Origin of the sequence: Desulfobacter sp. (assembly GCA_028768525.1) — a bacterium.
GTDB lineage: Bacteria > Desulfobacterota > Desulfobacteria > Desulfobacterales > Desulfobacteraceae > Desulfobacter.
In genome coordinates this window covers 2,895,519-2,918,073 of sequence record CP054837.1, presented here as the reverse complement: position 1 = coordinate 2,918,073, position 22,555 = coordinate 2,895,519, and the positions used below count along the sequence as shown (strand labels likewise).

Sequence of the window (22,555 nt, the reverse complement as noted above, 5' to 3'; positions counted from 1 at the left end):
ATATTATAAATTCAGCATGTTTTCCAGTCCGATGGACGCCTCTTTTTTAATTCTGTTTTCCACGGTTACCACATTGGCCTTTCCAATGTTTTCCAGGGTGTGGAGAAGGTTTCTGAGATTGATCTGGTGCATGTGGGGGCAGAAGGCGTCGTAAAGGGGCAGGATGCGTTTGTCCGGATATTCGGCAGCCAGCCGGGTGATCAGATTGATTTCAGTGCCGATGGCAATGGTGGCATCGGCAGGGGCTTCGGCCACATATCTGGCAATGAAACTGGTGGAACCGCTGGCATCTGCCAGGGCGGTTACTTCATGGCTGCACTCCGGGTGAACCACCACCCTGGCGTCCGGTGCCGTTTTCCTGATGTTCATGATTTGATCCGGGGTAAACCGGGTGTGGACCTGGCAGTGGCCGTTCCAGAGAATCACCTTTGCCTTTTGAACATCTGCTTTGGTATTGCCGCCCAGGGGGAGCGACGGATCCCACACCAGGATGCTGCTTTCAGGAATGTCCATGCCCAGAGCCGTATTCCGGCCCAGGTATTCGTCCGGGAAAAAGAAAATTTTTCCCCGCTGCGCAAAGGCCCACTCAAAGGCCCTGGCGGCATTGGCCGCTGTGCATACGGTGCCGCCGTGGCGCCCGCACATAGCCTTGACCGCCGCATTGGAATTGATATAGGCCACGGGCATCATGGCCCCCTCCCCCAAAAGGGCGGCGGCCTCCTGCCAAGCCGTTTCAATTTTGCCGGCTTCGCCCATTTCCGCCAGCCAGCATCCGGCACCGGTGTCCGGGATCTGGACAATCTGGTTTTCATTGGCCAGGATGGCGGCGCTTTCGGCCATGAAGTGGACTCCGCAGAAGAGGATGTATTTTGCCTTTTCATCCCGGGCCGCCCGCCGGGCCAGCCCAAAGGAATCGCCCCGGTGGTCCCCCAGATCCACAATATCCTTTCTCTGAAAGTGGTGGGTGAGGATCACCAGTTCATTGCCCAGTTCATGTTTGATCTGGGTAATTCTGTTTTTGATTTCCCTGTTTCCGAAATCCGTATCCATTGTGCTATTCCTTTCCGATTAAAAAAATCCCGTAGGTGGCAAAAAGGTTGGGCAGGAGATAGACCCGCCTGCCTGCGGCGTGCTGGTTTTTGGTATTGATGGCGGCCTGTTTCAGTATTTTAAACCCGGTCTGCCGGGCAAACCCCTTAAAGTCGTTGAGGCTGAGCACCCGGATATTGGGGGTATTGTGCCATTCATGGGGCAGTTCCGGGGTGACCGGGGCCCGGCCGGTGGTGGCCAGCTGGTAGCGTACACTGATATGGCCGAAGTTGGGAAAACTGACCACGCATTTTCCGGCCACCCTGAGCATCTCTCTGATCAGGGTTGAGGGATCATATACCTGCTGCAGGGTCTGGGAGCAGATGGCGTAGTCAAAGGCATTGTCCGGGTAGTCCGCAAGTTCTTCATTAATATCTCCCTGGAGGACGGAAATCCCTTTTTCAATGCATTTGACCACCCGCTCCTCTTTTTGTTCAATGCCCCGTTCGATGACCTGCTTTTGGGTTTTCAGCCAGTGGAGCAGGTCCCCCTCGCCGCAGCCCAGGCCCAGTACCCTGGATCCCGGATCAATCCACGAGGCAATGATTTTTAGATCGTATCTCAATGGTGCCGTCATGGGGCCACGCTCCTTAAAAATCCTGAAATCAGGGTATTCAGCCGCTGGTCAGGCAGCAGGAATGCGTCATGTCCCCATTGGGCGTCGATTTCACAGAAACTGACGTCCAGGCTGTTTTTTTTCATGGCCTTGACCATCTCCTTGGACTGGTAGGTGGGGTAGAGCCAGTCCGAGGTGTAGGAGGCCACCAAAAATCTGGCCCGTGCCTTTGAGAAGGCCTTGACCAGAGAGCCCCTGCCGTGTTCCCTGGCCAGGTCGAAATAATCGGCGGCCTTGGTGATGTACAAAAATGAGTTGGCGTCAAACCGCTCGATGAATTTATTGCCCTGGTACTGGAGATAGGATTCCACCTGGAACTCGGCCCCGAACTCGAATTTCAGGGCGCTGCGGTTCTGCAGCCGCCTGCCGAACTTGTGGCGCATGGATTCGTCGGACAGATAGGTGATATGGCCGATCATCCGGGCGATGGCAAGGCCCATGTCCGGTTTCTTTTCATCGTCGTAGTCGCCGTTGTTCCAATGGGGGTCGGCCATGATGGACTGGCGGGCCACCTCGTTAAAGGCAATGGAAAGGGCAGAATGGCGGCAGGTGGTTGCCAGGGGAATGGCCGATTTCACCATCTCCGGATACCGAACCGCCCATTCCAGCACCTGCATCCCGCCCACGGAACCGCCGATGGCCGAAAGGAGCCTGTCAATGCCCAGGTGGTCCAAGAGGGCCTTCTGGGCCCGGACCATATCCCCTATGGTGATCATGGGAAAGTCCATGGCAAAGGGCCGGTTGGTTTCCGGGTTTACGGAGGCGGGGCCGGTGGAGCCCATGCAGGATCCCAGGATGTTGGAGCAGATGACAAAATACCTGTCCGTGTCAATGGCCTTTCCCGGCCCCACCATGATGTCCCACCACCCCGGCTTGGGGTCGTCGGCGGAGTAGTATCCGGCCATGTGGGCATCGCCGGTGAGGGCGTGGAGAACCAGGATGACATTGGATTTATCCTTGTTCAGGGTGCCGCAGGTTTCATAGGCAAGGGTCACCGGCCCGATGGACGCCCCGCTTTCCAGGGCCATGGGCCTTGCGCTGTCGGCAAAGGTGAAATACTGCCGTTGAACAATGCCCACGGTGGCACCGCTCTGATCTTGTCCTGTATATTCGCTCATGCTGGCGTCCGATAAATTCTGTCCGATGGGGTCCTATCAGGTATGGTTCAAGGCCTGGTTCAGGTCCCTGCAGATATCGTCGGGATGCTCGATTCCCGTGGAGAAGCGGATGAGGCAGGGATCGGCCAGCCGGTCCTTCTGTTCCTGGGGAAAATTGACATACTGGGATGAATAGGGATGGATGACCAGGCTTTTGCAGTCTCCCAGGTTGGCCAGGTTCAGGATCATTTTCAGGTTGTCGATGAAGCTGAAACAGGCGGCCTGGTCCCTGAGGCCGAAGGCCAGCATGGAGCCGAAACCCTTGCCCTTGAACTGTGTTGCCGCCGTCCCGTGGCAGGGGTGGTCCTCAAATCCCGGGTAATTTACCCAGCTGACCCTGGGGTGGGCATTTAAAAACCGGGCGACTGCCATGGCGTTCTTCATGTGGCGTTCCATGCGCACCCCCAGGGTGGACAGGCCGATGTCCGTTAAAAAGGAGTGGAAGGGGGCCGGGGTGGTGCCGAAGTTGACATGGTATTCTTTGAACATCCGGTTGGTAAAGCTCAGGGAAGAATCCTTTCCGGCAAAGGGGGCAAAATCTGAGAATTTCTCCGTTTCCCAGTCAAAGCGGCCGGCATCCACCACCACCCCGCCCAGGGAGGCACCGTGGCCGGAAAAATACTTGGTGGTGGAGTGCATGACAATGTCCGCCCCCAGTTCCAGCGGGCGGCAGAGCCAGGGAGAGGCCAGGGTGTTGTCCACCAGCAGCGGGATGCCGTTGTCGTGGGCAATATCGGCAATCTTTGCAATGTCGGGAATTTCCATGCCCGGGTTGGTGATGGTTTCCATATAGACAAACCGGGTCTTTCCATTGATGGCGGCGGCCACCTCCTCCGGCTTGGTGGGATCGGCAAAGCGTGCCTTGATCCCGTATTTGCTGAAAATATTTGTGAACAGCCCGAAGGTGGACATGAACAGGGCGGAGGAGGCCACCAGTTCGTCTCCGGCCCGAAGCAGGGTGAGACAGGCATTGTTGATGGCGGCCATGCCCGAAGAGGTCACCACGGCCGCTTTCCCGGACTCCAGGACGGCCAGTTTCTTTTCCAGGTGGCGGCTTGTGGGGTTGGACAGCCGCATGTAAATGTGGTCCTGGGTCTGCCCGGCAAAGGTTTGGCTCAGGGATTCTGCCGTCGGGTGGATATTGGCTGCAGACTGGTAAATGGGCACTGTGGTCGCGCCTTCCCAGGCATTGCGGTCAATGCCCTCATGGATGGCCCGGGTTTCAAATTCCAAATTGTCCGAAAAATCCTTATTGCTCATTACCCTCACCTCAAAATTAAAAGCAAATTTTGACTATCACACCGTGGTGTTTTTTTGTCAATAATTATCGAACCCTAAAAAAACATATAAATACCAGAGGATAGCGATAATCCAAAGTTCATAATTTCGCATTGTGTTTTTGGGGTCAGGACACGGTTTGTTAATGGGCAAGGCGCCCCGGAATGCCGGGGCGCATCCGGTTTATTTACCGGTAAATTTGGGGGGGCGTTTTTCCATGAAGGCAGTCACCGCTTCGGTGAGATCATTGGAAGGCACGATATTGGTGCTGACGGATGCCACATAATTGAGGCCGTCGTCAATGCTTTTGCCCACGCCGTAGTTGAGTACGTCTTTGGAGGCCTGGACCGCAATGGGTGAATTGTCCGCAATCTCCTGGGCAAGGGCCTGCGCCCCTTCAAACAATGCCGCCTTGGTCGGAAAAACATCGTTGACCAGAAGGATTTCCTTGGCCCGCTGGGCGTTGATGGTTTTGGCGGAAAAAGCCAGTTCCCTGGCATGCCCCTGGCCCACGATGAGGGGGATGCGCTGGAGTACGCCCACATCGGCCACGAATCCCACGGCCGCTTCCTTCAGGCAGAATCCTGCATCTTCGGCGCAGAGCCTGATATCACAGGCCGTCGCCATATCCAGGCCGGCCCCGATACAATGGCCGTGGATGGCGGCGATCACGGGTTTTTTGCACCATTCGATGCAGCTTATCCCGTCCTGCAGCTTTTTGATTTTTGGCAGCAGCTGCCACTTAATCCCGCCCTTCTGGTCGGCTTCCATGAGTTCGGGGATTTCCGGCATCATGCCCACAAGGTCGATGCCGGCTGAAAAGCAGGGGCCTTCGCCTGCAATGACAATGGCCCGGATTTCGTCGTCCCGGTCAAGGTCGGCAAATATCTCAATGGGTTCCTTCCATGCCGCCGGCCCCATGGCGTTTTTCTTTTCGGGGCGGTTCAGGAATACCCAGGCCACGGCGCCTTTTTTTTCAACCCGGTAGAATTCGTATTCAGACATCGGTTTCTCCTTTTTAGTTAGAGGCCAATAGAATCGAGAGGCATGGTAGCAGGTTGCGGGGGGCAGTTCAATGGATTATCCCTATAAGACTCACACATTTAGATAAATTGGGCTCATATCATATTTCCGGGGCAATATTTTTCTTCTTGAATTCCGGTCATGGATCAGGATAATTCCAGTTATTTCCGGGTAACCAAAGCGGGAGTTTCAGGACGGCTGTATTGGCGTTAACATTTTCAGCCTTTAGGTTGGCTGGGTTGTGAGTCTTGATATGAAAACTAAATTCTGTACAATTCTGAACGGTCTTAAAAGCCCTCAAAATGTGGGGATGATTTTGAGGAGCCATGTTGCTTATGGCGGGGCGGAAGTCATATTCACCGGCCTGGATCATCCATGGACATTTAAAAAAGGGACCCAGGCGTTTTCCAGAAAACTGGAAAATCAGTGCAAGATTCTCCACATACCCGACCCATTCGATGCTTTGAAGTGGTGCACAGACAACAACTACAAGTCCATTGCCGTTGAGATTGCGGAAAATTCGGTTTTTCTGGACGAATTTTTATTTCCGGATTATGCGGCTATCATTATTGGAAATGAAAAATGCGGTCTTGGTCCCCGATTCATGGAGAACTGCGATCATATTATAACCATAAAGCAGATTGGCGAGGTTGGAAGTCTTAATGTTGCTGTTTCAGCCTCAACGGCGATGTATGAGTTTAACCGCAGTGCTGCCTGTGTGAATAAAATCGTGGGGAATGAATATCAAACAGGAAGATAAAAATCTGGAAATTATAAAATAACTATGATTTTTCTGCGGGTTCCGGTGTATATTTATTTAAGTGTCTGAACGGAAAGCTGAGGTTTTCAGCCGGGCATTGTTGATGAATCCAAGGAGGATCTATGGAAGATTATGAACAGATCGTAAAGACCATCGCTATCACCATGGGGGCCGGCTGGGCAAGCGGGATCAACCTTTATGCCACGGTCCTGGTACTGGGCCTTTTGGGGGCAACGGAGAATATTGTCCTGCCCCAGTCCCTTGAAGTGCTCATGAATCCCCTGGTTATCGGCGCCGCCGGATTCATGTATATGGCCGAATTTTTTGCGGACAAGACCCCGGGGGTGGACACGGGATGGGACACCATCCATACCTTTATCCGGATTCCGGCCGGCGTGATGCTGGCCGCCGGCGCCGTGGGGGATGTGAACCCGGCTGTGGCGGTTGCCGCAGGAATCATGGGCGGGGGAATGGCTGCGGGCAGCCACTTTACCAAGGCCGGGACCCGGCTGATCATCAATGCATCGCCTGAACCCTTTTCCAACTGGACGGCATCCGTGGTGGAGGATGTGGCCGTGATCGGCGGGATCTGGACGGCCCTGAATTATCCTCTGGTTTTCCTGGGGCTTTTGGTTGTCTTTATCCTGCTGGCCCTCTGGCTGCTGCCCAAAATCTGGAAGGGGATTAAAAAGCTCTTTGCCGCTTTGGGGCGCCTGTTCGGTAAAGCGCCCAAAGAAGGTGAAAAGACCGGATAATATGGCCGGTAATCATCATGCCATGTGGATGGCCGGCTCTGTAGTGTGTTTAAAATAACGGGGCGGGCATCCGAACTTTAAGTGCGATACCCTTGGTTTTATGATATAAGAGGGCATGGAAAATGAAAGATTAGATCTACTTGCCCTTCCCCTGGAGGGGCTGCACCATATATTGAAAGAAAGATTCGGCAAAGGCCTGTTCCATGCCGAAGCCATTTACAGGGAAGTGTTCAAACAGGGCCATCCCGATGTATTGTCTGCCCCGGAATTTAAAGGCTCCCCGAAACTTGCCAGGGCGCTGGCGGGCATATTGTGCGTTGAGCCCGGAGAGGTGGTCAAAACCTTTGAAGAAGAGAACCTGACCAAATTCATCACCCGGCTCTCCGACGGCCTCAAGGTTGAATCCGTCATTATTCCCATGACCCGTCACAACACCCTCTGTGTTTCCAGCCAGGTGGGCTGCAAAATGGGCTGCGCATTCTGCGAAACGGCAAAGCTGGGGTTCAAGCGCAGCCTCACCGTATCGGAGATCGTGGGCCAGGTCTGGAACGCCCGGCACACCCTGGGCCATGATATCAAGAATATCGTCTTCATGGGCATGGGCGAACCCTTTGATAATTTTGATGCGGTGATGACGGCGGTGAAGGTGATCAACGCCCAGAAGGGCTTTGACATTGCCCTGCGCCACATCACCATCTCTACGGCCGGCCTGGTGCCGGGCATAGAGCGGCTGGCCGCCATGGACCTGCCCAATATCCGCCTGGCCATATCCGTCAACGGGCCGGATGATGCTGTCCGGTCAAAACTCATGCCCGTGAACAACCGGTGGCCCCTGTCGGAACTGAAAGAGAGCCTGATGAACTATCCCCTTCCCAAACGGGGGGTATTTCTTTTTGAATATATACTGATCAAAGGGGTGAACGATGCTCCTGAAGACGCCCGGAAACTGGCTGAGTTCATCCACCCCCTGCCCGTCCGCCTCAACCTTATTCCCTACAATCCCATAGAGGCATTTGCCCATGACTCCCCCTGTGATGAGGATATGCATGAATTTGCCGATATCCTTACTCAAAAAGGGGTATTTGTCATTAAACGGTGGAGCAAAGGCCGGTCTGTTTCTGCGGGCTGCGGTCAACTGGGCAAGCATCTATAGGCCGTACAAGCAATCATGCTGAAGCATTTGTTCCAAAATCAAATAAGAGGGCTGTATTTTATCGTCACCCTGGGTATCGTCGGCTGGACCATCATACTCGCAGGACTTTATTTTTGGGCGGTGACATCTGAGTCGGCCCACCATGATAAGCTTATCTCGCTTAAAGCGGCTGCCCTTGGCCGGCAGACCCAATGCCTTCGCCGCTGGGTTGGCGGACATGGCGGCATATACGTGGAGGTGGGAGATGATGTGGTGCCGGCGGCCAGTTTATCCGGTTTATCGGAACGGGATATTCAAACCAAAGGCGGCCGCCGGTTGACCTTGCTTAACTCGCCTTCACTTCTCCGTAAAATTTTCAATGAGTTCGAGGGGAATTCCGGCGACCGGATCCGGCTGATTTCGTATGACCCCATTAATCCCATAGGCAAACCCGATCCCTGGGAGAAGTCCAGTTTGGACCTGCTGCAAAAAGGGTCGGGCCAGGTAAGGAAAATGGTTGAAAAAGACGGGGAAAACGTATTCCGGCTTTTATACCCTGTCGAATTGCAGCCCAAATGCCTCCGTTGCCACCATGACTGGAAAACAACGAAACGGAAAGTGGTTGGGGGATTGAGTGTTATTGTCGACAAGACGCCCTATGACCGATCCTATAACAGGCTTATTCAGAAAATGCGTTTAAGATACCTGGGAATCTGGTTCTTTGGGATATTGGGTCAATGCCTTTTCGGGTTTTACGGTGCGAAACTACTCAGGAAAATAGAGTTTACCTCAACCCATGATAAGCTGACCGGGTTGAATAACCGCGGCGCCATCGAGGTCCGGCTCAATGAAGAGATAAAGACCGCCGAGCGGTATAATCAATCTTTGTCTGTACTATTGCTGGATATCGACCATTTTAAACAGGTAAACGACCAATACGGCCACCATATTGGCGACGAGGCCCTTCGCATTGCCGGAAATATCCTTCAACAACGGGTTCGGGTAACCGATATTGCCGGAAGATTCGGCGGTGAGGAATTTCTGATTCTGGCACCCAATACCGGTCTAGACGCGTCCGTGGTACTGGCCGAAAGGATTTTAAAGGAGTTTCGGTTCTCTAGGATTTCCATCGGCAATAAAAACAGCCCCATTTCCATAACGGCCAGTATCGGTATTTCATCCCTTTCACAGGGCCGTGATGATGCCGCAAGCCTGTTAAAAGATGCGGACGCAGCACTTTACAGGGCCAAAGAACAGGGCCGGGACCGCTTCAGTCTTTGATATTGATGGAAGGGGTTACCGGGCAACCCGAAAGGGGACCCTTCTGATCGTTTTCAGATACTTGTTTCTTTTTGTGTGATTCTTGACTTGGCCGGATATTTGTGGAAAAGATGACGTAGTTAACTATTTAATTGGAACCACCTATGACTTATACGGAAAATGCTCCCCAGGCAGGGGAGTTTTTAAGGATGACCCTGGGCTTTCTGGCCAAATACAACCTGGCGGCCACACCGGTGAATTATACGGTATGGTATGAATATGTCTCCGGAAGGAATCTGAAACTCAAGCGGGCCATGGACCGGATCATTGACAATAACCTGCCCCTGAACAACAGGAATATAGAAACCCTGTACCAGAAGTTCATCACCGACGGGGACCGTATCGTCATTTCCCGGCTTCTGACCAAGGTCAACCTCATGCTTCGGGAGATCACCTCCCATGTACTGGAGACCGAAGGCGATCTGGCCGGCCACGGCCAGGCCCTGGACGGCATGGCCCGGCAGCTCAACGAGATACATGATTTTGAAGGGGTGCGGCAAATTATAGACGGGATGCTGGACACCACCAAGGCCATCATTAAATCCGGCTCCCGGCTCCAGAACCGGATGAAGGTCTCCTCCGAAGACCTCAAACAGCTTCACAAGGAACTGGAAGCCTCCCAGAAGGAGGCAAGGACCGACGCCCTCACAGGGCTTGCCAACCGGCGGGGCCTAGAAAAACGCCTTGAGCTGGAACGGATACGGGCCCGGCAGAATAATGTCGTATTTTCAGTCATCATGGCGGATATCGATTATTTTAAAAAGGTCAACGACACCTACGGCCACCTGGTGGGGGACAGTCTGCTCAAGGGGTTTGCAGCCATCCTCACAAGCCGGGTCCGGCGCAATGACATGGTGGCCCGGTACGGGGGGGAGGAGTTCCTTATCCTGCTGCCGGAAACCAATGTGGAAGGCGCCTATGCCGTTGCCGAAAAAATACGGGCCGCCCTGGCCCAGAAAGAGTGGAAGGTCAAGGACTCAGGCAAGCGTATCGGCCAGATCAGGGCTTCCATGGGGATTTCTCAATATTTGATGAGCGAGACCGGCGACCAGGTCATCCAGCGGGCGGACGCCGCACTTTACCAGGCCAAGGAACAGGGCCGTGACCGGATCATCATCCATTCTGAACTGGTCAACTAGACCGAACTAATATCCTTTTTTCAGATCCACCGGATTGAGCAGCGGGCGGCCTTCCCGCAACCGGTCCAGATTGTCCAGGACCTGGGGGACCACCGATCCCGGATGGGTCTGACTGGAAATATGGGGGGTAATCCTGATTTCGGGGCGGCCCCAGAAGGGGTGGTCTCCGGGCAGGGGTTCGGTGCCGAACACGTCCAGGCATGCCCCGGAAAGCATGCCCCGGTCCAAAGCCTCCGTCAGATCCTCTTCCTTTAAATGGCCGCCCCGGCCCACGTTGATGAGGTAGGCTCCCCGGGGGAGCTGGCTGAAATGGTCCAGATTAAGGATATGCCGGGTGGCGGGGGTTAAGGGAAGGAGGCAGACAAGAATCCGGCTTTTGCTTAGAAAATCCCTAAGATGTGCCTCTCCGTGGAATGTTTCAATCCCGGGAACCAGGCCGGGGCTGTTTTTCCAGCCGAAAACCGGAAATCCTTCCCCTTTAAGCTTTATGGCGGCTGCGCTGCCCAATTGGCCCATGCCCATGATGCCCACGGGGAAATCTTTTTTATCCCGGGGGGCCAGGGGATGCCATTCCTGCCTGTGCTGAAATTTTCTGTATCGGTCAAACTCCCTGAAATGGGAGAGGACCGCCAGAGTCAGGTATTCGGACATGTCCCTGACCAGGAGCCGGTCAACCAGGCGGACGATGGGCGTCCCCGAAGGCAGGTCAGGGTCGGAAAGCAGGTGGTCCACCCCGGCGCCCATGGAGGAGATGCAGCCAAGATTTGGGTATCGGTTCAGTTCACCGGGGGGATGATACCAGGTCAGGGCCATCTCGACATCTTCTTTGGGATGGTCATGGGGCCAGATCCGGATGTCCAGCTCAGGGGCGGCATCGCGCAAGGCGTCGACCCAGCGGCTGGGGGTGATGGCGGGGCAGATGAGGGTAAGGGCCATGGCCGGGTTCCTTTGGATCAGATGGTGAGCAGGGCCTCTTCCTCTTTTAATATCTCCGTCAGGGGCAGGCCCATGTATTTGACGTCGACTCCCAGCGCTTCAATGGCCTTGGTGGCGCCCAGCTGGTCGGTGCATGCCTTGCAGGCAAGGACCTCCACCCCCTTTTCAATGGCATCCTTGATCATGGTTTGAATTTCCTTGTCCTGGGCCGCCAGCTCGGCTGTGGCCCCCCAGATGATAAGGGTGACCTCTTCCCACCAGCCGTGGACCAGGCTGTTCACCGTGTACATGAACACCATCTTCTCTGCCGTGGTTTTATTGTCGTTGGTCCAGAGCAGGTATAAATGTTTTTTTTCAGCCATCTCTCCTCCTTTGGGTATCTATTTGGGATTGGTTTTGGTCAAATCAATGCTCAGGGCATAGGCCCCGCCTTCCAGCTTCGCGGTGAGGGGGTATGCCCCTTTTTCAAATACCTTGATCATGGCCCGGTTGGAGGAAAGGACATCCGCGGTCATCTTAACTGCCCCCCGTTCTTTGGCCAGCTGGGAGAGCATCTGGTACAAAAAGCTGGCGATTCCGTGCCCCTGGTAGTCTTCGTCCACGACAAAGGCAATGTCGTAAAAGGGATTGTCCGGGTATTTGGCAATCCTGGCCTCGGCGATGAGGGTCTGGTTGCCCGGCTCCCCCACCAGCCCGACAACGGATACCACATCCCGGTAGTCCACGTTGACATATGCCTGCATTTTGGCATGGGGCATGGTTTTGATGGGGGAAAAATACCGGTAATAGATGGCCTTGTCCGAGAACCGGTAAAAGAGCCTGCGCATCTGTTCCTCGTCCGAGGGCTTGATGGCCCTGAAGCGGACCTTGAGATCGTTTTTAAAGGTCTGGATGGTTTCGATTTCCTTGGGATAGAAATGGGCGGAATCCGCCAGGAACATCTGGTCCTGGTAGAGGAGCTTTTCCTTTTTGGCTCCGTCCACCAGCCCGGGCCGGTCCTCGGGGTGGGCGATTTCGATGAGGGCCTGGGCCCTCTCCCTCAGGGTCCGCCCCTTGAGGTTGGCCACCCCGTATTCCGTGACCACCAGGTCAACGGATTCCGGTACACTGAGCTGTTCCGGGGTGTCTTCCAGAAAAAGCCGGATATTGGCTTTGCCCTCACGGTTCCGGCTGGGCAGGGCCATGATGGTATACCCGCCCTGGGAGATTTCCGCCCCGTTGAGGATGTCCACGATCTGGCCGGGGCCTGCGGAAATATTGGCGGAGCTGGAGTGCAGGGCCACCCGGCCCGAAAGATCCACCCGGCGCACCGGCAGCACCATGACGAATTTGTGGTTCCGGCCGATTTCCATGGGGTTGAACACCTTGTCGATACCCTGGAATTCCACCATGGGGTTCTTGTGCAGCCAGTTCATGAGTTTCTTGGAACCCAGGGCGTAGGTGGTCAGGGAACGCCCCCGGAACATGCCCTTTTTCCGGTTGGTCACGGCCCCGCTTTCGGCCAGTTCCATGAGGGCATCGGTGAAAAATGGGGTGTGGATGCCCAGGTCCTTTTTCTTGGAGAGATACTTGGGCAGGGCCTCGTAGATGGGGCCGTAGGTAAAGGCGATGCAGGAGCCGTCCTCAATGATGGAAGCGGCATTTTCGGCAATTTTGTCAAACACCGGCTCCAGCGGGTATCTGGGGAAATAGAAGGGCGGGGATTCCGCCTCCACCATCATATCGAATTCATTGATGTGGACAAAGGTATCCCCCAGGGTGAAGGGGATGTGTTCGTTGATCTCAGCCACCACCAGATCGGCATGCTTCATGGCGCGCCTGGCCACATCCACACCCAGCCCCAGGCTGCAGTATCCGGTGTCATTGGGCGGGGAGACCTGGATAAATGCCACATCAATGGGGATCAGCCCGTCCTTCATCAAAGAGGGGATGGTGGAGAACCGGGAGGGGATCATGTCCACCCGGCCGGCGGTGATGGCCTCGGCAGAGACCCAGCCTGAAAAAAATGTGCGCAGCCGGTAGCGGTGGGATTCAAGGGCCTTGTAGGAGATGGCGTCCCCGAAGCTGAGCAGCTGGATCAGGGTCAGGTCTTCCAGGTTGTGCACCTTGGAGTCCATGAGGGCGTTGACCAGGGTTCTGGGCTCTGCCGTTCCCGTGCCGATGAAAATATGCATGCCGGGTTCTATTTTTTGGAGTACCGCATCCGTGGACACGGTTTTATTCTTCCAGGTAGGGGCTTTCTTTTTGAACATATCAGCTAATTATCCTTGAGTGTCAGTGTATAAAATTTATTGTAAACCAGGGTAAGGCATAGGGCCAGTACAACGGAGGAGAGGCCGATGAGGACATTTATGTAGGCCGGGGCAGTGAGTGAGAGGCGGATGAGCAGGGTGGCCAGGGCAAAGCCCGAATTCCTGAACACGGCAGGGAACCGGGGCAGAAAGGCCTGGGCCAGGAGTACCATGAGAATATCGGAAAATATCAAAACGGTGTAAAAGGACTGGAAAAAGTGGAATCCCGGCTGGCCGCTTGCCTTTAGTCCTGTGTTGGCAATGCCCATGGTGCAGAAGACGATCACCATGCACAGGGCAACGTTTTTTTTGGCTGCAATGAACCGGTCCAGGGAGGGGCCGGGCTTCAGGGCCTTGTCCAGCCGCTCCTGCATGGCTGAATAGACCCCCAGCAGTGCGAAGATGGTCACCGCCCCGAATCCGTAGGACAGGATATGCCATAGTACCTCGTTGTGGTGGCTCAGGGAGATGGGCTCGGGGAGTACGGCCAGTTCCTTGAAGGCGTTACGGAGAAAAATCAGGGCCAGGATCTCAAATTGTTTGCCCAGGGCCCTGGACATGGACCCGGGCAGCGCAAAAATCATGCTCAGGATCTCAATGACCAGGACCAGAAGAAAGGCCAGGTTTATGGCCATATAATGGCTCACCGGCACCTGGGCGGCCAGGGGCTGGGCCAGCCATCCCCGGCGGTTGGCCTCAATTACGGCCAGGGCCGCCAGGAAAATGAGTATGAGTACCGCAGATACCCGCTTATGGGTGGACTCCCTGTGCCAGAAGGCATTAAAGGTGTCAAACCATAGGGCGCCATGGCTTAGGCATTTATCCAGGGGCCTAACCATCTGCCGTCAGCTTTTCTATGTTGTCCCTGGCAAATTCAATGGTGGGGTCCACCTCCAGGGCCATTTCATAGTATTTTACGGCCAGGGAAATATCTTCAAGCTCCCTGTAGCAGGAACCGATGTTGGCAAAGTTGATGGCCAGGGTGGGATCCACCTCCAGGGCCTTTTCAAAATATTCAATGGCCGGTTCGAATTTTTTTGACATAAAACAGCAGGCCCCGGCCGTGTTGTAGATATCCGGCCGCTGGTCGTCCACCTTTATTCCCCTGGTGCAGATATCCAGGGCCCTGTCGTATTCTTCCAAATCCTTGAGCAGAGCGGCCATGTGGGAGCAGATATCCGGCAGGTTCAGCCGGGCAGGTTCCCGATCCAAAGCGGCTTCGAATTCTTTAAGCGCCTCTTCCTGCTCGAAAACGGCGTTGTGCATCAGCCCCTTGTAAAAGCTGGTGTAGTATTTCCCGGGCAGGGCCTGCTCCAGTTCCTCCAGCTTGTCCAGGGCGGTGACGGGATCAAAATTTTCCGTGATGAGCCGGGCGGCGAACATGCCCACGCTGGCGGCATCGGCCCGTTCCCTGAAATGGGCGCCGGGGATGATGGAGTAAAAGGCCGGGATTTCAAGGCCGTCATGCATGGTGCTCAGGGACAGTACATGGTAGCCCCGATCCCCAAGGGTGCTGATGAGATTTTCCACTTCTTCCTTCATATTGTCCGAAGAGAGGTTGGGCAAATCCGATGCATCCACCATTGTTTTGGGATGGGTGATGAATTGGGCGTCACTGATATCGGTGAATTTGGGCAGTCCCGAGGCCACATAGTTGGAACCGGTGTTGAAATCCCCGGCCAACTGGGCCACCTCGGTGAGGGCCCGGCTCATGGCTTTTTCAGGGTCAGGGGAGGTGCCGGCGGTCCAGACGATTTCGCTCATATTTCCAAAGGTGGCGGGATCCCAGGCCAGGACCGCCACCGTGGGGATGCCCGTGTCCAGGGAAAAGTCCGTGGCATAGACCTCAATGCCTTCTTTTTTGTATTTTTCCAGCATTTCCACAACCAGGGGATCTTTAAATGAATCCAGGCGGATGCCGGGGACATCCAGCTTGCCGTGGCTGACCAGGGAGGAGGTGTGGCGTTCCACCAGCTCGCAGATGCCCTGGGTCAGGGCCTCCTCCGTGCAGTTGCCGGCGCTGGGGCCGTTGAATTCGTTGATCATGTAGAACCAGTTAAAGGGGATGTTTACCTCTTTTTTGGCCGTGAGATCATAGCCCTTGGTCCACTGAAGGGGCAGGCGGCTGTAAATTTCTTTTACCTTAAGGGCATCTTCTTGGTTGTCGTGGACGGACTTGACGATCTGCCCGTAATCCAGGGCGTCCTCACCCAGCTCCGCCGGGGTGGCGTAGAAGAAGTTCTTTTCTTTTGCGGCAAAGGAGAAAAAACTGAATCGTTCCACCAGTTCCATCACGGCACTGGCCTCTGCCTGGGCAGGCGTACCGCCTTTGCCCATCTGCTTGTTGGTGCCGGTCACCCGTTTGGCATCCACCCCGCATTCGCTGAAGAATACCGGGATATCCAGACGCCCCTTGTCGATGCGCCGGGTCCGGCTCAGGATATCCAGATCCAGTGCCGCGGATTTTTCACGAAACCTGCGGACGGTCTCTTCGGGTGATATGATTTTATCCTGGTCAAAGGTATAGCCTTTTTCTGCGTCATTCAATTCTATTTTATAGCCCATGGGGGATCTCACCTTTCAATCTATGTGTCAAATAAAGGAGTCCCGTTATAGCATGATTTTCAATGCGTTGCACCACATTGATTAAGTGTGCGTTAAACCCGGACGGGAAGCTTGATGGTGAATTTTGTGCCCGCCCCCGGAACCGATTCGACTTCCATGGCTCCCTTATGGTCCTCCACGACAATGAAATAGGCGACGGACAGCCCCAGCCCACTGCCTTTGTCCACCCCCTTGGTGGTGAAAAAAGGGTCAAATACCCGTTTCCGGGTTTCTTCTTTCATTCCGGGGCCGTTGTCTTCCACCTCAATGCAGAGGTCCTTTTCTTCTTGGAAAATACGAAGAATAATCTTCGGGTGCTCAGTCCCTGCTGAAGTCAGGGCCTGGGAGGCGTTTTTTATGAGGTTGAACAGGACCTGGCGGATCTTGCTCTCTTCGCAGGCCACCGGCGGAAGGTCCGGGGCGTATTCCCTGACCACCTCCACCTGTTTGAAATCATAATTTTTTTTCAGATCATAATCGTTCTGTGCAAGAGAAAGGGTGTTGTTCACCAGATCCGCCGCCACGCATTCCTTTCTGGCGGCATTGCCCTTGCGCACAAAGCTGAGCATGTTTTCAATGATGCCGGCAGCCCGGTTTCCTGTATCTGTGATGTTTTTCAGGTGCTGAAGTATCTTCCTCTCATCCATGAAGGCCCTGATGCCGGCCATGGTAATTCCGATTTTTTCTGCGGCGCGGGTGTTGGCCGGTATGTCCTGCCTTGTCAGCCGGTTGTGAATGACCTGGGCACTTTGTATCATCCCGGCCAGGGGGTTGTTGATTTCATGGGCCATGCCGGCGGCCAATCCCCCCACGGACATCATTTTCTCCGACTGGATGATCAGTTCCCGGGTTTTCTGCTGTTCCGTGATATCGGTCACCAGGGTGGCCATGCCGGTGACCCGCCCCTCGCAGTCCTTAAGGAGCGTATTATACCAGGAGCAGTTAATGCGTTCCCCTGTTTTCTTTATGTTTTCGTTAACATTTTTCTCTCCGCCGACACCTGAGAGGATCCGATGAAAGATTCCCTGGACTTCGGGCAGCACCTCCTCGGGAATAATGAGTTCCGCGCCGGTTTTGCCCATGGCTTCCTGCCGGGTATAACCGAAAATGGTTTCCGCGGCCGGATTCCATTCCGTCACCCTGAATTCTTCGTCCCATAAAATGGCCCCCACAGGGGTATTGTTCAAATGGACTGAGAGTTGCTGTTCGCTTTTTCTCAATGCCTCTTCCGCCTGTATCCGCCTGAATATATTGATCAGCAGGGCGGCAATGGTAAGCAGAAGAATGGAGATCAGCAACCCCAGGGTCATCAGTTCCTCTTTATATTCCCGGAAAACGGAATAGGGCCGGTTGACAATGAGGCAGGGGGAAGGCAGGTCTTTTTCTCTGAGGCCGAACCGCTCCAATTCCATATGGTCGAATACATAGCGGTTGGCGCCCCTTTGCAGCACCGGGATCCGGTCCGGACTTTCGCCGTTCAGGATTCGCCGCCCCATCTGTGCCATGGATCTGCCCTGGTAATAGCCGGAGATCACCTCTCCGCCGATTACCCCTTTATTGATATTGAATTCAAGCAGGCAGTATACCGGCACCTTACTGGCACCGGCAATCATTTTACCCGTTGTTTCATAGGTGAAATACCGCCCGTCTTTGTCGGAAAAATAGACCCCCATCAGTACAATTGTCCCTTTTTCCAGCCCGGCGATCCGGGCCTGGAGGTCTGCCATGGAAAGGTTGGGGGAATAGGTCAGCCTGACCCTGTCTGAGACTGGGGTCAGGGCGTTTTCAATATCTTTTTGCCAGGCCCTGCCCGTGGACAGGTAGTCGTTGACGATGTATAATTCCCGGGTCCCGGGGTGAAGCCTCAGGGCGGTTTCAACGGTTTCCCTTGCTGAGAAGATTTCCGCCACCCCGGTTACCCCTTTTTTCCCGGCCAGAATGTCGTCCCTGAAATTGTTGACCCCGCAAAATACCACCGGAACCCCCGGAAATAGAGTGTCCCGGTGCTTCATGAGAAAGTCGAAGGCATTGTTGTCCGAGGAGAGTATGAGGGAAAACTGATAGTTTTGGTATTTTTGCTCCAGAAATGTTTTATAGGAGTGAAAATATTCAGGGGAATGGAATTGTTTGGAATCCATATTGGCGATATGGAGGACAAGGTTATTGTTTTCCGGTTCAAGCTCATCTTCAACAGCCCTGACAATGTCCTTCACCCACGTCATCCGCTGGTTGTAGGAATTGAGCAGCAGCACATGGCCGGGGGAAAGGCCGCCGGTGCCTGCCCGCGAAATAACTGGGAAAAACAGGTAAATCAAAACAATGATGAACAGGAATCTGGTATGGACCATCATATGTCCCAAAAATAATGAGGATCGTCATTCCCCAAGGAAGGAGACCCGTTTTATGCGAAACCATGTGACAGCGGAAAATCAGTATCTCAATTTATATCAGATCCAGGGGCAAATCAAATGATAATTTTTCAGCCCGCCCGGGCCGGGCAGGCTGAAAATCAAGGCTGGAAAGAACCGGATGAAGGCTTAGCAGATGCCGCCGTTTATGCCCAGCACCTGGCCGGTGATGTAGCCCGCTTCCGGGGAACAGAGGAATCCAACGGCGGCGGCCACCTCTTCAGGCCGGCCCAGGCGCCCGGCAGGAACGGTTTTTGCCACTTCCTCAATGTTGAGTCCCTGGACCATATCTGTTTCAATGAATCCGGGGGCCACGGCATTCACCGTGATGCCCCGGGAGGCGATTTCCCTGGCCAGGGCCTTGGTGGCACCGATGAGTCCTGCCTTTGACGCCGAATAGTTGACCTGGCCGGACTGTCCCATCTGTCCAGAAGTGGATGCGATGTTGATGATACGGCCCTGCCGTTTGGACAGCATTTTTTTCACCACGGGTTTGGTGACGTTGAAAAAACCGGTGAGGTTGGTATCCACCACCTTTTGCCAGCTGTCGGCTTTCATCATGGCCATGAGCATATCCGCCTTGACCCCGGCGTTGTTGACCAGAATATCAATCCGGCCTTTTTCTTTCAGGATTGTTTTAACGGCGGCCAGGGCAGCCTTTTCATCGCTGACGTCAAAGGGGAGCAGGGCGCCGTCCCCTCCTGCCTCCCGGACCATTTCCAGGGTGGTTTCAGCCGCCTGCCCGGCAGACTGGAAATTAATATAAACAAACCGGCCCGAGGCCGCCAGCATCCTGGCAATTGCCCTGCCGATTCCGCGGCTGGCACCGGTAACAAGGGCGATTTCATGTGAAGCCGTCTTGGCATCCGAAGTCATTAAAGCTCCTTTTGTTTTAAAATCTGCAAAATACTCAGATGGCGGTGGCACCTGAGCAATCATATGTCGTATCTGCTTTTTTGGGCGGTTTGTCAAGATGCCCCGGACGAGCTTAAAAGACCATGGCGTAGATTTGCCCGTGGGCTTTCCAGATGCAGGTGTCGCAGCCTTTGGTGCTGGAATTGAAGCGGGAATCGTCGGCCATGGGGAATTTGACCTGGTCCGTACCCATGATAAACAGGGAGCCCGGCCTGCCGTTTTTTTCCACGGCAAAATAGGCGGCCCGACACTGCCCGACGGCACAGAGGCGGCAGCCCAGAACGGTGCATCCAAGTTCTGCCGGATCCGGCAGGATGAGGGGAAAGCCCAGTTCCTTTGTCATTACGGCAAGGGCGTGTTCGGTCTGATTTGCATTAAAACTGAAGCTTCGGTTTCCCTTGAGGTGACAGGCTGCTGCCTGGCGGGAGAGTTGGTCCAGGTTTTCAAAATTTCCAGGGGAGAGGAAATTCAGGAGCAGAAAAACGGTGAGGGCGAGCCCGGCGGTTAGGGTTGTGATGATGGTTTTCCGGTTTTGTTTCATAGGCCTGGAAAGCCGGCTTTCCCCATCAAGGGCGTCATTGATCCGCCGGGCCATGCCGCCGGGTATCTTTTCTTGCTGGAAGGCGGCGGCAATGCATTGTTCCAGCAGGCTGTCCTTTTCAAAAAGCTGCCGGCACCTGGCACAGCGGGCCATGTGTCCGGCGGCGCCGGGGGGGATTGTTTTTTCATGGATATCGCTGCTGGTAAGCCAGTACTGAAATTCTTTGCAGTCCATTCTATCTTGCAGTTTGTTTGGTTAAATTAATGTCCAAAATGTTCTTCCCCGATGTTTTCATTGTTTTCAGCAGGCGGGTTTTCACCCCTTCCCTGGCCCTGGTCAGCCTGGACATCACCGTCCCAATGGGGATGTCAAGGACTTCGGCGATCTCTTTGTACAGCAGGCCGTTCATGTAGTAGAGGGTGAGTACCTCCCCGTATTTTTCCGGCAGCCTGTCGATGGCGGCCCGGATTTCCCTGGTGCCGGTGTGTTCTACCAGAAGCGCTTCGGCATCCTTCTGCCGGATATGGGCCTTGAGATAATCAATATACTCCCCCTGTTCCAGCCGCTGCCTGGCCTTGTCTTTCTGGCAGCTTTTCAGGAAATTATTTCTTAAAATCCTCAGCAGCCAGGGTTTGCACCTTGAGGTGTCCTTTAACTGGTGGAATTTGTTAAAGGCCATCAAATAGGTTTCCTGTACGATGTCTTCGGCATCAAAAGTATTCCCTGTATATTTTAGGGCCACATTGTACAGCAGCTTCATATGGGGGAAGGTCAAGGTTTTGAACTTCCGGGCCGGCCTGTTCTTTTTTAATATCATGGACTCATTTCCCTGCACCTCCTTCGCCTTACTTTGTAAGTTAAGCAGGAAACAGTCCGATGCAAACTATAATTTATTTTTATGACAGGCCGTTGCCCGGGTTTATTCCATTTCTTTTGGCTGGGAAAATGGTTCCAGATGGACCATAACGGTTGAATGGTAAGTGGTTGATATCACCAATAGATTGAAATTAAAGATAATAAAAATGCTTTTTTGCCCTACACACAGAGGAAAATTAATTCAAAGATCACCCAGTTATCTTGTCAAAGACCCATCCACTTTCTATTTCAGGATAGAGTGCCAAAAGATTTAAAAATTAATCGAAAGGAGTTGAGGTTTTATTTAAAAATCGGTATGTTGTCCGATGCAAAATTGAAATCGAGATATTTGGCTGGACAGTTTCAGCTATTGTTTAGGAAAATACAGCATATGAACCTCACAGAAGAGCAGATCAATCAATTGATCAAGGAATTCAGAGACAGTCTCTATGAGCAGTGGGATAACCAAAGCACCCAAAAGCAGACATTGGATTATCTGTGTATCCATTCAGAAGAGATTAAAAGTGTGTATTTTAATGAGTTGTGACGTTTACCTCTACAAAGTTTTGAAAGAGAATAAAAAATGATCATTATTTAAAATTCATTTGTGAGGAGAATTTGATAGGGATTTACGAAAATATGGTTCCAGGATCCCCGCTCCAGCAGAAGCCAAATCCTCCGACGTGGCAGATTGAAGGGCCCATTCTCGGATCTGGCTTCTACTTCCGCTGGCGCCGAGGCTGATCTTGGCATCCAACCCGTGACACAAAATTTTGAAAACTCCCAAATACTACATTTAAAATGGATATATCTGAGTCCACCTTTCATCATTCCAATGGTTTTCTGGGAATATTTTTTTAAAAAGACTTTGAACTTCACTATATTTTTCAGACCTTAATATATTGCTGTTTTCACTTGTAACTTTCCAATTAAAAGTTCCAATATTTGTCACCCCGTCACTCTCACCTAAAATAGTGTAGTATACTCTGCTAGAATGACTTGACCATGCACCACCAATGGTCCTTTTGATTTGGAAACGAATTATTCTATAATAATCCTTAGATGTTCCATAAAAATAGAATAGTCCCTCATCTCCTGTTTTCACTGTAAATTTTTCGGATTGATTCTTGATTGTTACTTCTAGGTTTTTTAGTGCCTTACCATTCAAACTCACAGCACCGCCTCCTACCCCGGAGCCTTCATAAATTACCCTTCCAACGAAAAGAGTTTTTCCTTTTTCTGGAAGAGCTTTTGGAGGAGTCATAGGAACACATGAGGACAAGAACAACACCATTAGAACCAAAGGCAACTTTTTCATCATCAACAATCTCCATTCAGATAGTAGTAATTAGCAAATCACGAAAAGCCTTATAGCATAAACACAAAAGCAAGCACATCAGGGAAACCCTGAAAAACTATCTTTTTTTGACATTCATATATTTCAAATGACACTCATTTGTGAAAGTCTATTACCCAACCCAAAGAATTCTATGCAAGCAGGAGAGCCTTCTGTGTCATGTTTTAGAGAGACACTTTTTCATTCTTTCCGAATATAGATCTCGGTTTAAAAAACTCTCAGAGCCAAACAAGACATTTCAAGATGAATTTTAGCAATTGAGTTATCCCAGTGTTCAAATGGCAGGATAATGTCTCTTGGTTTAGATCGTACGGAAAAGTGGATACTGACTCCCATTTTTTAGGCTGGTATGGTTTGGATGTATGGGCTTATTTGGAAA

The 22,555-nt window shown here is 53.0% G+C and carries 21 protein-coding genes; 6 read left to right on the top strand and 15 right to left on the bottom strand.

Annotation, left to right across the window (positions count from 1 at the left end):
* Positions 1-3: 3 nt before the first annotated feature.
* The 5 genes from nadA to HUN04_13245 all read right to left on the bottom strand — a co-directional run bounded on the left by nadA (position 4) and on the right by HUN04_13245 (position 5,145).
* A complete protein-coding gene (nadA, locus tag HUN04_13265; protein WDP90610.1) occupies positions 4-1,050 on the bottom strand; it encodes a quinolinate synthase NadA in 1,047 nt (348 codons plus the stop codon).
* Positions 1,051-1,054: 4 nt separating this feature from the next.
* A complete protein-coding gene (gene metW / locus HUN04_13260; GenBank protein ID WDP93283.1) occupies positions 1,055-1,654 on the bottom strand; it encodes a methionine biosynthesis protein MetW in 600 nt (199 codons plus the stop codon).
* 8 nt (positions 1,655-1,662) lie between these two features.
* Entirely contained in the window at positions 1,663-2,823 is a 1,161-nt protein-coding gene (locus tag HUN04_13255; protein WDP90609.1) for a homoserine O-acetyltransferase, read from the bottom strand.
* 36 nt (positions 2,824-2,859) lie between these two features.
* On the bottom strand, positions 2,860-4,122 hold the full coding sequence (locus HUN04_13250) for an O-acetylhomoserine aminocarboxypropyltransferase/cysteine synthase (protein ID WDP90608.1): 1,263 nt from the start codon (positions 4,120-4,122) through the stop codon (positions 2,860-2,862).
* Positions 4,123-4,323: 201 nt separating this feature from the next.
* Positions 4,324-5,145, bottom strand: a complete 822-nt coding sequence (locus HUN04_13245; GenBank protein ID WDP90607.1) for a crotonase/enoyl-CoA hydratase family protein — start codon at positions 5,143-5,145, stop codon at positions 4,324-4,326.
* A 271-nt stretch (positions 5,146-5,416) separates the two neighbouring features.
* Between HUN04_13245 and HUN04_13240 the strand changes: the two genes are divergently transcribed.
* The 5 genes from HUN04_13240 (at position 5,417) to HUN04_13220 (ending at position 10,269) form a co-directional block, all read left to right on the top strand.
* Positions 5,417-5,923: a hypothetical protein gene (locus tag HUN04_13240; GenBank protein ID WDP90606.1), complete on the top strand. Its 507-nt coding sequence runs from the start codon at positions 5,417-5,419 to the stop codon at positions 5,921-5,923.
* 122 nt (positions 5,924-6,045) lie between these two features.
* The gene (locus tag HUN04_13235) at positions 6,046-6,678 is read left to right on the top strand and encodes a DUF4126 domain-containing protein (GenBank protein ID WDP90605.1); all 633 of its coding nucleotides are present in this window, start codon (positions 6,046-6,048) and stop codon (positions 6,676-6,678) included.
* A 115-nt stretch (positions 6,679-6,793) separates the two neighbouring features.
* Positions 6,794-7,831, top strand: coding sequence for a 23S rRNA (adenine(2503)-C(2))-methyltransferase RlmN (locus HUN04_13230; protein WDP90604.1), 1,038 nt, complete (start codon positions 6,794-6,796; stop codon positions 7,829-7,831).
* A gap of 15 nt (positions 7,832-7,846) precedes the next feature.
* On the top strand, positions 7,847-9,091 hold the full coding sequence (locus HUN04_13225; GenBank protein WDP90603.1) for a diguanylate cyclase: 1,245 nt from the start codon (positions 7,847-7,849) through the stop codon (positions 9,089-9,091).
* Positions 9,092-9,234: 143 nt separating this feature from the next.
* Positions 9,235-10,269: a GGDEF domain-containing protein gene (locus tag HUN04_13220; GenBank protein ID WDP90602.1), complete on the top strand. Its 1,035-nt coding sequence runs from the start codon at positions 9,235-9,237 to the stop codon at positions 10,267-10,269.
* 6 nt (positions 10,270-10,275) lie between these two features.
* On the opposite strand, the gene HUN04_13215 is transcribed toward HUN04_13220, so the two are convergent.
* From HUN04_13215 to HUN04_13175, 9 genes are all read right to left on the bottom strand, one after another.
* Entirely contained in the window at positions 10,276-11,205 is a 930-nt protein-coding gene (locus HUN04_13215; protein ID WDP90601.1) for a glyoxylate/hydroxypyruvate reductase A, read from the bottom strand.
* 17 nt (positions 11,206-11,222) lie between these two features.
* Complete coding sequence (locus HUN04_13210; protein ID WDP90600.1) at positions 11,223-11,567, bottom strand: DsrE family protein; 345 nt, start codon at positions 11,565-11,567, stop codon at positions 11,223-11,225.
* Between the two features lie 18 nt (positions 11,568-11,585).
* The gene (locus HUN04_13205) at positions 11,586-13,457 is read right to left on the bottom strand and encodes a GNAT family N-acetyltransferase (protein ID WDP90599.1); all 1,872 of its coding nucleotides are present in this window, start codon (positions 13,455-13,457) and stop codon (positions 11,586-11,588) included.
* 5 nt (positions 13,458-13,462) lie between these two features.
* Positions 13,463-14,335 (bottom strand): hypothetical protein, encoded by an 873-nt coding sequence (locus tag HUN04_13200; GenBank protein ID WDP90598.1) that lies wholly within the window; start codon positions 14,333-14,335, stop codon positions 13,463-13,465.
* Complete coding sequence (locus tag HUN04_13195) at positions 14,328-16,061, bottom strand: YcaO-like family protein (GenBank protein ID WDP90597.1); 1,734 nt, start codon at positions 16,059-16,061, stop codon at positions 14,328-14,330. The genes HUN04_13200 and HUN04_13195 overlap by 8 nt, the downstream gene beginning before the upstream one ends.
* 92 nt (positions 16,062-16,153) lie before the next feature.
* Positions 16,154-18,451, bottom strand: coding sequence for a PAS domain S-box protein (locus tag HUN04_13190; GenBank protein ID WDP90596.1), 2,298 nt, complete (start codon positions 18,449-18,451; stop codon positions 16,154-16,156).
* Between the two features lie 186 nt (positions 18,452-18,637).
* The gene (fabG, locus tag HUN04_13185; protein WDP90595.1) at positions 18,638-19,384 is read right to left on the bottom strand and encodes a 3-oxoacyl-ACP reductase FabG; all 747 of its coding nucleotides are present in this window, start codon (positions 19,382-19,384) and stop codon (positions 18,638-18,640) included.
* Positions 19,385-19,496: 112 nt separating this feature from the next.
* Positions 19,497-20,198 carry a hypothetical protein gene (locus HUN04_13180; protein WDP90594.1) on the bottom strand — a complete coding sequence of 234 codons (702 nt, stop codon included), beginning with the start codon at positions 20,196-20,198 and terminating at the stop codon, positions 19,497-19,499.
* A 1-nt stretch (position 20,199) separates the two neighbouring features.
* Entirely contained in the window at positions 20,200-20,781 is a 582-nt protein-coding gene (locus tag HUN04_13175) for a sigma-70 family RNA polymerase sigma factor (GenBank protein WDP90593.1), read from the bottom strand.
* Positions 20,782-21,210: 429 nt separating this feature from the next.
* Here HUN04_13175 and HUN04_13170 point away from each other — a divergent pair, with 429 nt between their 5' ends.
* Positions 21,211-21,366: a hypothetical protein gene (locus HUN04_13170; protein ID WDP90592.1), complete on the top strand. Its 156-nt coding sequence runs from the start codon at positions 21,211-21,213 to the stop codon at positions 21,364-21,366.
* A gap of 249 nt (positions 21,367-21,615) precedes the next feature.
* On the opposite strand, the gene HUN04_13165 is transcribed toward HUN04_13170, so the two are convergent.
* Positions 21,616-22,140, bottom strand: a complete 525-nt coding sequence (locus tag HUN04_13165) for a hypothetical protein (protein ID WDP90591.1) — start codon at positions 22,138-22,140, stop codon at positions 21,616-21,618.
* Between the last annotated feature and the right edge of the window lie 415 nt (positions 22,141-22,555).

Coding starts and splice junctions, on each gene's coding strand:
- HUN04_13165 (WDP90591.1), bottom strand. CDS start 22,140: ATGATGAAAAAGTTGCCTTTGGTTCTAATGGTGTTGTTCTTGTCCTCA.
- HUN04_13235 (WDP90605.1), top strand. CDS start 6,046: ATGGAAGATTATGAACAGATCGTAAAGACCATCGCTATCACCATGGGG.
- HUN04_13195 (WDP90597.1), bottom strand. CDS start 16,061: ATGGGCTATAAAATAGAATTGAATGACGCAGAAAAAGGCTATACCTTT.
- HUN04_13190 (WDP90596.1), bottom strand. CDS start 18,451: ATGATGGTCCATACCAGATTCCTGTTCATCATTGTTTTGATTTACCTG.
- HUN04_13175 (WDP90593.1), bottom strand. CDS start 20,781: ATGATATTAAAAAAGAACAGGCCGGCCCGGAAGTTCAAAACCTTGACC.
- HUN04_13220 (WDP90602.1), top strand. CDS start 9,235: ATGACTTATACGGAAAATGCTCCCCAGGCAGGGGAGTTTTTAAGGATG.
- HUN04_13240 (WDP90606.1), top strand. CDS start 5,417: ATGAAAACTAAATTCTGTACAATTCTGAACGGTCTTAAAAGCCCTCAA.
- HUN04_13255 (WDP90609.1), bottom strand. CDS start 2,823: ATGAGCGAATATACAGGACAAGATCAGAGCGGTGCCACCGTGGGCATT.
- HUN04_13170 (WDP90592.1), top strand. CDS start 21,211: ATGAACCTCACAGAAGAGCAGATCAATCAATTGATCAAGGAATTCAGA.
- HUN04_13180 (WDP90594.1), bottom strand. CDS start 20,198: ATGGACTGCAAAGAATTTCAGTACTGGCTTACCAGCAGCGATATCCAT.
- HUN04_13245 (WDP90607.1), bottom strand. CDS start 5,145: ATGTCTGAATACGAATTCTACCGGGTTGAAAAAAAAGGCGCCGTGGCC.
- nadA (WDP90610.1), bottom strand. CDS start 1,050: ATGGATACGGATTTCGGAAACAGGGAAATCAAAAACAGAATTACCCAG.
- HUN04_13225 (WDP90603.1), top strand. CDS start 7,847: ATGCTGAAGCATTTGTTCCAAAATCAAATAAGAGGGCTGTATTTTATC.
- HUN04_13230 (WDP90604.1), top strand. CDS start 6,794: ATGGAAAATGAAAGATTAGATCTACTTGCCCTTCCCCTGGAGGGGCTG.
- HUN04_13215 (WDP90601.1), bottom strand. CDS start 11,205: ATGGCCCTTACCCTCATCTGCCCCGCCATCACCCCCAGCCGCTGGGTC.
- HUN04_13205 (WDP90599.1), bottom strand. CDS start 13,457: ATGTTCAAAAAGAAAGCCCCTACCTGGAAGAATAAAACCGTGTCCACG.
- HUN04_13250 (WDP90608.1), bottom strand. CDS start 4,122: ATGAGCAATAAGGATTTTTCGGACAATTTGGAATTTGAAACCCGGGCC.
- HUN04_13210 (WDP90600.1), bottom strand. CDS start 11,567: ATGGCTGAAAAAAAACATTTATACCTGCTCTGGACCAACGACAATAAA.
- fabG (WDP90595.1), bottom strand. CDS start 19,384: ATGACTTCGGATGCCAAGACGGCTTCACATGAAATCGCCCTTGTTACC.
- HUN04_13200 (WDP90598.1), bottom strand. CDS start 14,335: ATGGTTAGGCCCCTGGATAAATGCCTAAGCCATGGCGCCCTATGGTTT.